At 38.0% G+C, this 12,813-nt stretch carries 13 protein-coding genes; 7 read left to right on the top strand and 6 right to left on the bottom strand.

Annotated elements, in window-relative coordinates; translation table 11 throughout:
- Positions 1-142: 142 nt before the first annotated feature.
- Genes R3D71_03250 through R3D71_03225 form a run of 6 tightly spaced genes read left to right on the top strand, consistent with a single transcriptional unit; the run spans position 143 to position 6,700 of the window.
- Entirely contained in the window at positions 143-1,285 is a 1,143-nt protein-coding gene (locus R3D71_03250) for a hypothetical protein (protein MEZ5690667.1), read from the top strand.
- 12 nt (positions 1,286-1,297) lie between these two features.
- Complete coding sequence (locus tag R3D71_03245; GenBank protein ID MEZ5690666.1) at positions 1,298-1,675, top strand: diacylglycerol kinase; 378 nt, start codon at positions 1,298-1,300, stop codon at positions 1,673-1,675.
- 2 nt (positions 1,676-1,677) lie between these two features.
- Positions 1,678-2,970, top strand: a complete 1,293-nt coding sequence (locus tag R3D71_03240; protein ID MEZ5690665.1) for an MFS transporter — start codon at positions 1,678-1,680, stop codon at positions 2,968-2,970.
- Entirely contained in the window at positions 2,948-5,080 is a 2,133-nt protein-coding gene (locus R3D71_03235) for an AMP-binding protein (GenBank protein MEZ5690664.1), read from the top strand. The genes R3D71_03240 and R3D71_03235 overlap by 23 nt, the downstream gene beginning before the upstream one ends.
- Before the next feature lie 39 nt (positions 5,081-5,119).
- On the top strand, positions 5,120-6,097 hold the full coding sequence (gene bioB / locus R3D71_03230) for a biotin synthase BioB (GenBank protein ID MEZ5690663.1): 978 nt from the start codon (positions 5,120-5,122) through the stop codon (positions 6,095-6,097).
- A 27-nt stretch (positions 6,098-6,124) separates the two neighbouring features.
- Positions 6,125-6,700, top strand: a complete 576-nt coding sequence (locus tag R3D71_03225; protein ID MEZ5690662.1) for a hypothetical protein — start codon at positions 6,125-6,127, stop codon at positions 6,698-6,700.
- A 154-nt stretch (positions 6,701-6,854) separates the two neighbouring features.
- On the opposite strand, the gene R3D71_03220 is transcribed toward R3D71_03225, so the two are convergent.
- From R3D71_03220 to R3D71_03205, 4 genes are all read right to left on the bottom strand, one after another.
- Positions 6,855-7,193 (bottom strand): HigA family addiction module antitoxin, encoded by a 339-nt coding sequence (locus tag R3D71_03220; GenBank protein MEZ5690661.1) that lies wholly within the window; start codon positions 7,191-7,193, stop codon positions 6,855-6,857.
- Positions 7,194-7,207: 14 nt separating this feature from the next.
- Positions 7,208-7,471: a type II toxin-antitoxin system RelE/ParE family toxin gene (locus tag R3D71_03215; protein ID MEZ5690660.1), complete on the bottom strand. Its 264-nt coding sequence runs from the start codon at positions 7,469-7,471 to the stop codon at positions 7,208-7,210.
- A 181-nt stretch (positions 7,472-7,652) separates the two neighbouring features.
- A complete protein-coding gene (locus R3D71_03210; protein MEZ5690659.1) occupies positions 7,653-8,402 on the bottom strand; it encodes a hypothetical protein in 750 nt (249 codons plus the stop codon).
- Between the two features lie 5 nt (positions 8,403-8,407).
- Positions 8,408-9,244, bottom strand: a complete 837-nt coding sequence (locus R3D71_03205; protein ID MEZ5690658.1) for a hypothetical protein — start codon at positions 9,242-9,244, stop codon at positions 8,408-8,410.
- Between the two features lie 125 nt (positions 9,245-9,369).
- Between R3D71_03205 and R3D71_03200 the strand changes: the two genes are divergently transcribed.
- Positions 9,370-10,611: an adenosylmethionine--8-amino-7-oxononanoate transaminase gene (locus tag R3D71_03200; protein ID MEZ5690657.1), complete on the top strand. Its 1,242-nt coding sequence runs from the start codon at positions 9,370-9,372 to the stop codon at positions 10,609-10,611.
- Positions 10,612-10,613: 2 nt separating this feature from the next.
- On the opposite strand, the gene R3D71_03195 is transcribed toward R3D71_03200, so the two are convergent.
- Positions 10,614-12,152 carry an ATP-binding protein gene (locus R3D71_03195; protein MEZ5690656.1) on the bottom strand — a complete coding sequence of 513 codons (1,539 nt, stop codon included), beginning with the start codon at positions 12,150-12,152 and terminating at the stop codon, positions 10,614-10,616.
- A 9-nt stretch (positions 12,153-12,161) separates the two neighbouring features.
- Entirely contained in the window at positions 12,162-12,740 is a 579-nt protein-coding gene (locus R3D71_03190) for a YfiR family protein (protein MEZ5690655.1), read from the bottom strand.
- Between the last annotated feature and the right edge of the window lie 73 nt (positions 12,741-12,813).

The following is a 12,813-nucleotide window of genomic DNA, read 5'->3' as shown; positions in this document are numbered from 1 at the left end:
AAAATCAAACTTATACTTTAACCTGTGATGTAAAATTAGAAACTAGATTTGTAATAAACCTAGCATGTAATGTATAACTTTATCTATATTAAAATATTGAATTAAAATATTGATTAAATAATCTACTTTCCGGATAGTTGTCATGATAAAAAATTCTATACCACTTATTGACCTACGTGGAAAAACACCGATTGATTTGTTGCGAGCCTACCCTGACAGCGCGAAAACCTTAGTGGAGTCGGCAAGAAAAAGTTACGGTGTTCTATCTAACATGGCAAGTAGTATAGTTCTGCCATTTGTAGATAAAAGATCTCATAATTGGCTTGTGAAGTCTAATAATCCATTTCTACATGAAATAGAAACATTTGATAGCATTATAGGTAAGCGTGGTGTTTTCTCACTCAACCTTGCCTATGAATGGGGATGTACTAGCGGTGCTTATCGTAATGGCGAAAGTGTCGCTATGGTAAGAATTCTTGACTGGCCATTTCCGGATCTTGGAAAATATGTGGTAATAACCCTTCAAGATGGCAAGGCTGGAGAGTTCTATAATATAACTTGGCCCGGAATATCTGGCGTATTTAACGCGACCGCGCATAATCGCTTTAGTGCCGCTCTTAATCTAGCGCCGATGCGTCGTTACGGGATAAATATAGTCGCCGATTGGATTAAAAACAGACGTATCGCTTATGGTAATAGTGGCTTGCCGCCAGCGCATTTATTAAGACAGGTCTTTGAGAACGCGGAAAATTACGAGGAAGCGAAAAAAATTCTCGCCGAAACTCCAGTTGCTGTTCCTGCCATATTCATCTTGACCGGAACTGAATTTTCTGATGGTTGTATTATTGAACGCCTTGAAAATGATTACCGTATAAGAGAGATTGGCGCGGATCAACAGGTGGTCGCTAGCAATCAATTTCAGACTGACCTAGCCACTGGCACTAAAGCTCGTCCATTCTTTGACAGTAATGGTCGCTGGCAACATGGCTGTTCACTACAAGGGTATGAAATAATAAAACCCGACTTCTCATGGCTTACCCCGCCAATACTAAATCCGCTTACCAGATTATGTGTAATAGCTGATTCAGTTAGCAAACAACTTTACGTACAGGGATTTGAGGGTATTACACCTATAACTGAAATATTTGAGCTACCGAATAATAATAAAGAAGATATTGTTAATGAGAATGATGTGGATGATTATGTTGACGAGGAATATATGAAAATAGGAATTGATCTGGAAAGTAGTTATGATGAAGATGAGGAAGAGAATAGTTCATATTAGATTGATAAATTAATGACAGATAAAAAACATAACAAGAATAATAACGGAAATGAGATAAAAAGACTATGTAAAGCCTTTGGCTATTCAATGTCTGGAATAAAAACGGCGCTTAATGAACGAGCGTTTATTCTTGAGGTTATAATATCAATCATGGCGATACCTACCGCCTTTTTCATAAGCGAAAATAAAATAGAACTAATACTTTTGGTTGGCAGCTTGTTTTTAGTGATGATTGTGGAATTACTAAATACCGGAATTGAAAGCGCGATAGACAGAATATCAGATGAGATTCATCCTCTTTCCAAAAAAGCAAAGGATATAGCAAGTGCCGCCGTTTTACTCAGCCTGATAAACGCTACTTTTGTCTGGCTAGTTATATTATTAGGATAGAAATGGATACATCGCCAAAAATGGACTATGACCTTAAATACCGACTATTTGTAAGCAGGCGGTTTCTTCCTATGTTCCTCGCTACTTTTCTCGGCACTTTTAATGATAATCTGATTCGTGCCGGACTTATTGTAATGATAGCCTACGCCGCGAAGCATAATATATCACTATCAACTGATCCAGAAATTCTAGTTACTATATGCTCTGGATTGCTGGTTCTTCCTATGGTTCTGTTTTCATCGGTAGCCGGACAACTTGCCGATAAATATGATAAATCAAAACTTGTTATATTTACTAAAGTAGCTGAATTATTCATAATGTCAGTGGCGTGTTACGGTTTTTATTATCATAACATATCTCTGCTTATGGCGTTATTATTTCTAAGCGGTACTCACTCAGCTTTTTACGTACCAATAAAATTTAGTATATTACCACAGCATTTGAAGGAAAAGGAGCTTCTGGCAGGTAACGGATTTATCGCTAGCGGCAGTTATTTGGCTATTCTCGCTGGAATGGTGGCTGGTGGATTGATTGTGGAACTTCCTAATAATATGATAGGAATAACTATAGTAATCGTCGCTATAGCTGGATTTATCGCCAGCCTGTTCATACCAAAAGCCCCTTCTCTGCATACTGATACTATAATAAGCTTCAATCTATTACGTGGTAGTATTGGCATTATAAAACATGCTTGTGATGATAGTACACTTATACGAACAATTCTTGCTTTGTCATGGTTCATAACGGTTGGCTCAATATATATAGCTCAATTCGCCAATTACGCCAAAGGAGTGATACAAGCTGATAACGAGGTATATATATTATTCCTTACTGTATTTTCAGTAGGTGTCGCGGTCGGCTCTATATTATGTGATACCTTACTTAAAGGACAAATATCAGCGCGTTTTACCCCGATAGCGGCGTCTGGTATATCCATATTTACCATGCTGATGATATTTTTTACTCCAGTTCCAATAGGGCAAAACTTAATGGATATAAGTGAGTTCTTTGAATTAAAAAACAGCCTAAATGTGGTGCTATGTATGTTTATGGTAGCGTTTTGCGGTGGTATTTACATGGTTCCCTTATATGCCATATTGCAATCACGCGCAAAATCCTCTCACCGTTCACAAGTGATAGCCGTGAGCAACCTAAGCGACTCCATCTCCATGACAATAGCCGCTATTGTATCAGCTATATTATTATCATATGGACTAACAATCCCTAATCTGTTTATTATTGTGGCGATAATAACTTTAATGGTGGCCGTATATGCTAAAAGAATCAGTGATTAGACCAGCTCTTACTTTTCTGCTTAAAAAACTATATCGGATAAAAATAATAGGGCTTGAAAATTTTGAGAAAACTGAAGGTAGTACGGTTATAATAGCTAACCATCAATCTTTTGTTGATCCGCTTTTTCTATCGGTTTTCCTGCCTGATAAAGTATCATTCGCGATGAATGTACATCAGGCTAGAAAATGGTATTTCCGCTGGATAGACCTAATTATCAGCACTTATAAAATAGACCCGCTCGCGCCAATGTCACTTAAAACATTGATTAACGACGTAAAAAATGGTGGCAAGATTGTTATATTCCCAGAAGGTAGGATAACCACCACTGGTGGCATCATGAAAATATATGATGGGACTGGTAAAATAATAGAGAAAACCGGAGCTACTCTGCTTCCCATATATATAGATGGGACTGAGTATTCAAAAGTAAGCAGAATGAGTAAAAAATTACGTACTCATTTTTTTCCGCAAGTAACTATAAATATATTACCTCCGCAAAGATTCGCAGAAGGTGGGAAAAGATCATCACTTGCTATATATGATATTCTAGCCAACGCTAGATTCCTTACCTCACAATATAAAACATCTATAATTTCCGCTATGCTTAAATCAGCGGGACTTAATGGTATGGGTAGTAAAGTCGCTACAGATATAAATCGTAATATGCTTAGCTATCGCCAAATTTTTACTAGATCTTTTATTCTCGCCGACAAGCTAGCGCCAAGACTTGATGGACAGAAAAATGTAGCACTCATGCTTCCTAATATGCTTGGCGCTTTAGTAAGTTTTACTGCTTTACAAATTTTGGGTAAAACTATCGCTATGCTTAATTTTTCTGCCGGTGAGAAAAGTATATCCCATGCCTGTAACATAGCGCAAATAAACACTATCATCACCTCACGGGAATTTATTGAGAAAGGTAAGCTAGAAAAACTTATAGAAACATTAGGACAGAAATATACCGTAATCTATCTTGAGGATATTCGCCATACCATAACCATAGGTGACAAACTAAAAGCCGCAGCGAAAGGCTTTACCGTAAAAAGCAGTCTCCAGCAAATAATTTCCGAAACTGATTCTAACTCTCCAGCAGTGATATTATTTACCTCCGGCTCTGAGGGCGCTCCAAAAGGAGTCGCTCTTTCGCATGAGAATATACTTTCTAACATATATCAAGCAAACGCGGTTTTAGACCTTACCTCATCTGACATACTGTTTAACGCCATGCCGGTATTCCACTGTTTTGGGCTTACTATCGGTATGTTATTGCCACTAGTTCGTGGAGTTAAACTGTTCTTATATCCTAGTCCGGTTCATTACCGAATCGTGCCGGAAATAATATATGATTGCGACGCTACCATAATGCTTGGTACTGACACTTTCTTTAACGGTTACGCTCGCTACGCGCATCCGTATGATTTCTATAGCGTGAGAATGGCGGTAGCTGGCGCGGAAAAACTTAATGAAAGCACAAGAAGATTATACGCTGATAAGTTTAATGTGAATATAATGCAAGGTTATGGTGTGACTGAAGCTAGTCCGGTTATTTCATTTAACACCTTGATGAACAGTAAAATTGGCAGTGTCGGGCGAGCGTTTCCGCAAATAGAGTGCAAATTAGAGCCGGTGTCAGGGCTTGAATATGGTGGAAAATTATTAATAAAAGCACCGAATGTAATGCTTGGCTATATGAAAGCTGACGCTCCCGGTGAGATACAAAAACATGAAGGCTGGTATGATACTGGTGACATAGTAGAAATCGATGATAGCGGGTTTATTACCATCGTTGGACGGGCAAAACGTTTCGCTAAAATAGCCGGTGAGATGGTGTCTCTAGCTTTAGCTGAGGATCTAGCGGTTCATTTACATCCAGAGCAAGCGCACGCCGCCATCAGCGCTCCTGACGAGCGTAAAGGTGAGCATATAATATTGTATAGTGAGCATACAGATATAACGAAAGAATCATTAATAGCCGCCGCTAAGGAAAAAGGTATACCAGAAATCGCCCTACCTAAAAAAATACTCCATATAGCTGAAATGCCACGTCTTGGCACCGGCAAAATAGATTATCCAGAGCTTACTAGACAACATAAAGAAAAATTAATATAGTAGGCAATTATACATATTAACGTTTACAAAGAAGACAACATGACCACACTTAGACATGACTGGCAAAAAGATGAGATAATATCACTTCTTAATATGCCCTTTAACGACTTGCTGTTTCGCGCGCAAACCATTCACCGCGAGAACTTCAACCCGAATGAAGTACAGATAAGCACGTTGCTTTCCATTAAAACCGGTGGCTGCCCTGAGGACTGCGCTTATTGCCCACAAAGCGCTAGTGCTGATTCGGGTGTTAAGGCGGAGAAGCTGATGGAAAAGGAAAAAATACTTGGTGAGGCAAAGAGAGCGAAAGACGCTGGCGCATCACGTTTCTGTATGGGTGCGGCGTGGCGTTCACCGAAAGAGCGTGATATGGATAATATGGTTGAGATTATCAAAGGTGTGAAATCTCTCGGAATGGAAACCTGCGCTACTCTTGGAATGCTGGATGCTGGGCAAGCGCACGCTCTAAAAGACGCTGGGCTTGATTATTATAATCATAATTTGGACACCTCCGAAGAGTTTTACGGCGAAATTATAACCACTCGTACCTATCAAGACCGTTTGGACACGCTCGCTAACGTGCGTGACGCGGGCATGAATGTCTGTTGCGGCGGGATAGTCGGTATGGGTGAGGATTTGAGTGACCGTGCCGGACTACTGCAAACTCTTGCTAATCTTCCCAAGCATCCTGAAAGCGTGCCGATTAATTTGTTGGTGCAGGTAAAGGGAACAAAGCTTGACAACGTAAAAGAATTGGACGTATTTGACTTTGTGCGTACTGTCGCGGTCGCCCGCATCCTGATGCCAAAATCCTTTGTTCGCCTATCAGCGGGGCGTGAGGAAATGAATGAGCAGACACAAGCCCTATGCTTCTTTGCTGGCGCGAACTCCATATTCTACGGTGAAAAACTACTTACCACCGCCAACCCCGCGGCGGATAAGGATAAAGAGTTATTCAAAAAACTGGGGCTAGAACCATTACAGATAGAATGTAAACAGCAAAATTACGCTGCTTAAATAATAAAAAAATATAGGATATAAATCATGAGTGAAGGCAACAAAAAACCCAGTGATTTTATAAAGAAAATCAAAGGATTTATAAACAAAGAAAAGGATGTAGATCCTAAAGAGGGACTTTTAATTAACAATAAACAGGGAATATCTTATCCGATTGACTTCGTGAGGCAATCTACTTTTCACCTAAGAACTAATGACTCAGAGTTATTAGCCTTAAAGCAAAAAATGGAAAAGATTAGTGAGATTACTGCTAATATAATTTGGACAGATAAAGAAAGTACAAAACTATTATGGTCAACAGAAAAGGATGTTATTAAAAAACAGATAAAAGGACTTCCTAACGATTTAAGAGAAGCAGCAAGTGAAGTTGACAAACATTGGAAAATATTAAAAGAATCAATAAATACACATATAAATAACAACCCAGAAATGTTTTTAGGAGTAAGTGGCAGTTCGGTGAAAGAAGGCATGTTGGATGCCTTCAACAAGAAAAAAGAAACCCTAGCCGCCTTTAGCAAACTAGCTGATGATATAGAACAAAATCAGGATAGATATTTACAAATATTCGGTATTGGTGATAAGCCTAAAACCGCAGGTAGATAACTAAATTGACGGACACAAAAGCAAAAATGCTAGAGATTTTTTCTTCGGTAAGGGAAGATAATAACCCTCCCTATGAAGGGCAAAACTTCATGGAATATTTAATAAAACCGAATGGTAAGAATATAGATGATTTCAGGCATAATAGATGCAGCACCTACGAATGGACGTGCGTGTCAACCGACGCAAAAGGCTTAACGTTTGATAAATCCATCTCAATGTTATTCTGTGCATGCCATATATCATGCGCCCTTTGCAAACCCAACCATACATCAGGACTAGTATTTAACGCTTTCGCCAAGCGCAGTGCCATATCTACAGAAACTGCCGTATGACCGTTTAGCAGCCTTGACAGAGTGGTACGGTCAACATCCAGATATGTTGCCGCCTCTTTTACCGTAAGCCCTAACGAATCTATGATTGAATCTTTGAGTATAACACCAGGATGTGGTGGATTATGCATCGAGGCGGCTGATTTATATTCTTTTTTTCTCATGTTATTTTACTTCCTTAATGATAGTCCAAATAGTTAACGATATAAGCATTCCCATTTTCAAAGCGAAAAGTAATCCTCCAGTTTCCACTTACTTTAACAGAGTATAACCCCTTCGTATTACCTTTTAGCTGATGCAGGTTATAGCCTAGAATATTCATATCTTGTACTGCCTTAGCTTCATTTAACAGTGCCAATATATTTGTAATTCTTTTTGCGTGCTTCACCTGTATTCCAGCAGTGGATCCTGTTTCAAAAAAGACCATCAAACCTTTATGCATCCAGCTTTTAAGCATGCTTAAGTGTAGCACAATGCGCTACATATAAACAAGTATTTTTTAGATTATATAAAAATAAACTTTTAGAGTTGGAACTGTTGCAAATAGAAAATGGACAAGAAGTAGCTGCTTAGGAAGAAGAGTTAATTTACTTCTCTGACTATGAGAAGAAAATATCGTAATTTTACGTTACTTTTTCAATTATGCCTAAAAAGACAGTATAATATATAATTAGCCACAATATTGATATTACAAACTTAAATAATTCCATCTCCCACTCAGACATCACCCTGCCCTTATAGAGCATAACTCCATCAATCGTGGTAACATCTTTAGTGGATGGAAGATGCGTATATACAAACAAGGTACGACCTAGCTTAAAAAACTTTCTTTCCCATTCTGACATTGGCTTATCCTGATAATATATCTCTCCGTCTTTTTCGGTGACATCATCTATATATTTATTCATTTTCCCAGCGAAATAAATTTTTGCTAACCAAACTAATGCAACGAAAAGCATTATTTTTCCTGAAATGATTCTAAAAACATCATAAAAAGAAAGAGAACCACTAAGACTTTTTAGATACAGACTATTAGGAATGCTGTTTTCACAAATCATTAATATTACCACTATGATCGCACAGCATTTAAGTATCGTTGAAGGCAGCATACACTGCCATTTTCCTACGAATTTATTATCGGAATAATCAGCTATAATAATCGTACCTAGTGGAATATAAGAAATAGCAAAAAACACAGGAATAAGCAATGATGCCACAAAAACAAAGTACCAAGCGGAAATATCCGACAAAAAAAGCCAGAGAGATACCAACAACATAATTATATCAAAAGCAACAACATACCAGATGGTAGAAGAGAACCATTTCCGTTCTCTGTCTATATCTATCGCCTTATCTTCCATTTGTTCTGACATAAAACTTACCCAATAACCGCCCTAAATATCGTGACAACTATCCATACAACTATAAATAGCAACATAAGCAATAGCAAATAACCCAATGAACTACCAATTATTCTAAAAACTTTTACCTCGAAATCTGATATTGCCCTACCTTTGTAGGACAACTGACCATCGCTTGGCGTTCCTTCTTTGAAACCTTTAGTGAACAAATATATGTATATGAATAATGTACGGGCTAATCTAAAGAATTTTTTTTCCCATTTTGACATTGGGTTTCCCTGATAACAAACCTCGCCACCATCTTCGGTTATGCCGTCCATGTACTTATCAAATTTCTTTACGGGTGGGGATAGCGAAACCAAATAAACCGCACCAATAGCGTAAAATATAAATGTCCATATGCCGCTCAGACTTATTGTTGGGTGTTCAAAAAAATCAACAATAGCCAGTAATAACATTAAAGCGCAAAAAATGGTGAACATTATAAAAGCAATCCATGTAGAAGGCAAAACGCATTTGCCTTGCGCTATGCTATCTGCTACTTGCTTTTCCTCAAAACTCCGCATGGCACTGGTCACGCCGAAAAAGCTCAGGGCATACCAGATTACAGTGGATAAAAACAGCATCGCAAATACAAACATATAGACAAACAAATTAATAATAGTTAATCCGAATAGAACTATAGTCCGTTCTGGGATTCTTACCATATACAATATTAAGGATACCGCTAATAAACCAAAACTAAATAATAAAAGATACCGCATAATAACAATTACCCATGGCGGCAAAATACTGCTAGCAAACAGCTTATCTGACAGCTTTTCAAATATACTCTTATATTTTTCTTCACTCATAACTATTCCTGTAACCATCCAAAAAAATATTAACAAAATATAATAAATTTAAGCCTTTAACACAACTAAAAAACATATTTTTAGTAAGAGCATATTATTAACAATTCTGCTATATCATTAAGCTTATGAAACTGGATGATAATCATATCTGGATGCCTTACACGCAGATGCGGATCGCGCCCGAGCCTTTGCGGGTAGCGTCTACGCATGGCTGCAAGCTAGTGCTGGAAGATGGGCGTGAGTTAATTGATGGTATTTCCTCGTGGTGGAGCGCTTGTCATGGCTATAATCACCCTTATATCATTAACGCTATGCGAAAACAGCTTGAGATTATGCCACATGTGATGTTTGCCGGCATTGTCCATGAGCAAGCTCTTAATTTAGCAAGCAGGCTTCGCGCTATCACCCCTGAAGGCTTAAACCGTGTGTTCTTCGCCGACTCTGGCTCGGTCGCGGTTGAGGTCGCGCTTAAAATATGCCTGCAATATTGGCGCAATAAAGGGAAACCGCATAAAGACCGTTTTGTCTGCTTCAGAGATGGCTATCACGGTGACACTCTAGGCGCTATGTCGGTATCAGATCCAGAAAAATCCATGCATAAAGCCTTCAGGGATTCGGTGATAAAACAATATGTGGTTGCTATTCCCTCAGATGAATATAGTTTCGCCGAGTTTGACTCCTTACTCTCTGATATGAAAGGCAATATCGCCGGTCTTATCATAGAACCTTTAGTGCAAGGCGCTGGTGGGATGAAATTCCATAGTGCTGATACGCTCGCTGAAATATACCGCATGGCGAAAAAGCATGACATATTATTTATCGCTGATGAAATAGCTACCGGCTTTGGGCGCACCGGAAATATGTTCGCCTGCGATGAGGCGGGAATCTCACCCGACATAATGTGTTTAGGAAAATCTCTTACTGGCGGGATGATAACTCTTGGCGCTACTTTGGCAAGCGATGAGATATTTTCGGCATTCCTAAGCGACCGACCGGAAGACGCTTTTATGCATGGTCCTACTTTTATGGCAAATCCCCTCGCCTGCTCCGCTGCGAATGCCTCACTGGATTTATTTGAGAGTGAGCCAAGATTACACCAAATAGACGCTATAGAAAAACAGCTTATAGAAGAATTATTACCGCTTAAGAATTTGCCTACGGTAGTTGATGTAAGAATTAAGGGAGCGATTGGGGTTGTACAGATTGATACTCAGCAAATTGATGTTTACGCTCTAAGACAAAAATTTGTGGAAAATGGTGTGTGGCTGCGCCCGTTTAGGGATGTGATTTACCTGATGCCACCATTTACTGTCAGCAGCGAAGAGTTATCGCTATTAACAAACTCTATAAGGGAACTTATAGGATAATATCATTTCCCATCATAATCCACATCAGACGGTGGCAAAGCTGGGAAAATAAGAGTAACCGTAGTCCCCTTGTTCGGCTCACTATCAAATGATATTGAGCCGTTATGTACCTCAATTAATTTTTTGGTAAGAGGCAATCCAAGACCAGTGCCTTCATATTTTCGGTTAAGACCGCTATCAACTTGTCCAAATCTTTCAAAAGCGTGTGTTACCTCTTCCTTAGACATTCCAATGCCGGTATCTATAATTTGAATGATAAATTTTGTTACCTCATCATCCGTAATCTCATTGCTGACATTTACTGTAACTTTACCATTTTCAGGAGTGAACTTTACAGCGTTTGATAATACATTGAGCAGAATCTGTATAAATCTCATTCTATCAACAACGAGTGGTGGCAGCATTTTTGGAATATTAACATCAATAGTAACTTTACCTTTCTTCGCCCTATCACTCATTATGGTAATACATTTATTAATGGCCTTACCTACATGTATTTCCTCATAATTAATATCAAGCTTACCGGCTTCTGCTTTTGATAGATCTAGAATATCATTAATAATATCAAGTAGATGTGCTCCTGAATTATTAATATCTTTAGCATATTCCATATATTTCTGATCACCAAGAGGTCCAAAAAGCTGATTCATAAGGATTGATGAGAAGCCGATCACGGCGTTAAGCGGTGTTCTTAATTCATGGCTAATATTGGCTAGGAATTGTGACTTAGCTCTATTTGCGCCCTCAGCGACATCTTTAGCTTTCTCAAGCTCAGAATATTGCTGTTTTAGCTGTATATCCCTTGCCTCAATTTCTGATAACATATTATTAAAGGAATTTGTAAGAATTACTAGCTCGTTGTTATATTCCTTATCTATATCACCAAGTGGTTTCGCCCTTACTGAGTAACTATTCTCAGTTGAGACCTGAAGAGCGGTATCAGAAAGATTTAGAATCGGCTCAGAAATATTTTTCTGTAATCTCACGGCAAGCAAATATGAGAGTATAAGGCTAGCTATAATAACGATAAGAGTAATTCCTGTCTGTTTTTCTATATAACGATTAATTTTTTCTTGTGTTGATTTTATGTAAATATAACCAACTATCTCCTCATTCTTTATAACCGGTTTAGTCAGTTCAATCATACCATCGCGTAGAATAATATTACTCTGTATATTAGAAGGACACTCTATTTTTAAGCTATCGCCTACATCCTCAGATTTATTAGAACTTTCTTTCTCATAACCGGCTAATACATCTTTAGTATTTTTATACAAACAGGCTTTTAATACTTCCTTATTAACACTGAATATAGTCAGGTTCTCCCTTGCCGCTATAGCATCACCAAATACCAAAGCCGCATAGTTGCGTTCACCAACTATAGAAGCGGAAACATCAAGTTCTTTGATAAGGTCAGAGCGTAAATTATATACACCGACTATTGATATAGAAAGAGTAGTAAGCACAATAGATATGCTGCTTACCGCCATTATTATTAAGTTAAGGCGTCGCTTGATAGATATATTTTTCAAGATACGCATGTATTCTACCTATCTTATAACCTTAGCGGCGAGTTCTAATAATAAAGAATCTATATAAAGACCTACTTTGTCAGATGCCTTTTTATTAATGACAAATTTTATATTCCCATCTTTATTGAGAGTAAATTCTATCATTCCACCAATATCGGTAAAACGAGATGACTCACCTATGGTTAGAATAGGTTTATCTTTAAGTAATGAGATTATATCAGATGTTCTTTTATGCTCTGTTTTACTTATGAACAATATGCGACAGTGAGACGCGATATTAAAAATATTATTTTCTTCTACAAGATTAAGTAAAAAATTCTTATCACCACCAGCACTTTGTTTTCTGACAAATGATGATTTCTCAAACACCGAACCGTAGTCGTTCAACTTATTGTCTCCAAAAACACATACATCTATGGTATTATTTCCCTCTTTATCATAAGCATCAGACCAACTCACAAAACGCACCATATTAGTAATCATGGCAGCCTTAATAGCGTACTCATTATTCACGGCGGCTTGAGAATACGAAGCGGTAAGACTTGATATACAAAAACAAGTTAGAAAAATTATGTATAATAAAAAGTTACGCAGCATATGGTATTTCTAAAATAAAAAGCCAAAAAATCATTTTAACGCTTAATAATTAAGCCATTATTATGAACAAACA

Source organism: Rickettsiales bacterium, assembly GCA_041396965.1.
Lineage (GTDB): Bacteria > Pseudomonadota > Alphaproteobacteria > Rickettsiales > SXRF01 > SXRF01.
This window is presented reverse-complemented; position numbering and strand designations above follow the sequence as displayed.

What these genes read in the sequence shown, in the direction of transcription:
- R3D71_03250 (MEZ5690667.1), top strand. Translation starts at nt 143, where the DNA reads ATGATAAAAAATTCTATACCACTTATTGACCTACGTGGAAAAACACCG.
- R3D71_03245 (MEZ5690666.1), top strand. Translation starts at nt 1,298, where the DNA reads ATGACAGATAAAAAACATAACAAGAATAATAACGGAAATGAGATAAAA.
- R3D71_03240 (MEZ5690665.1), top strand. Translation starts at nt 1,678, where the DNA reads ATGGATACATCGCCAAAAATGGACTATGACCTTAAATACCGACTATTT.
- R3D71_03235 (MEZ5690664.1), top strand. Translation starts at nt 2,948, where the DNA reads ATGCTAAAAGAATCAGTGATTAGACCAGCTCTTACTTTTCTGCTTAAA.
- bioB (MEZ5690663.1), top strand. Translation starts at nt 5,120, where the DNA reads ATGACCACACTTAGACATGACTGGCAAAAAGATGAGATAATATCACTT.
- R3D71_03225 (MEZ5690662.1), top strand. Translation starts at nt 6,125, where the DNA reads ATGAGTGAAGGCAACAAAAAACCCAGTGATTTTATAAAGAAAATCAAA.
- R3D71_03220 (MEZ5690661.1), bottom strand. Translation starts at nt 7,193, where the DNA reads ATGAGAAAAAAAGAATATAAATCAGCCGCCTCGATGCATAATCCACCA.
- R3D71_03215 (MEZ5690660.1), bottom strand. Translation starts at nt 7,471, where the DNA reads ATGCATAAAGGTTTGATGGTCTTTTTTGAAACAGGATCCACTGCTGGA.
- R3D71_03210 (MEZ5690659.1), bottom strand. Translation starts at nt 8,402, where the DNA reads ATGTCAGAACAAATGGAAGATAAGGCGATAGATATAGACAGAGAACGG.
- R3D71_03205 (MEZ5690658.1), bottom strand. Translation starts at nt 9,244, where the DNA reads ATGAGTGAAGAAAAATATAAGAGTATATTTGAAAAGCTGTCAGATAAG.
- R3D71_03200 (MEZ5690657.1), top strand. Translation starts at nt 9,370, where the DNA reads ATGAAACTGGATGATAATCATATCTGGATGCCTTACACGCAGATGCGG.
- R3D71_03195 (MEZ5690656.1), bottom strand. Translation starts at nt 12,152, where the DNA reads ATGCGTATCTTGAAAAATATATCTATCAAGCGACGCCTTAACTTAATA.
- R3D71_03190 (MEZ5690655.1), bottom strand. Translation starts at nt 12,740, where the DNA reads ATGCTGCGTAACTTTTTATTATACATAATTTTTCTAACTTGTTTTTGT.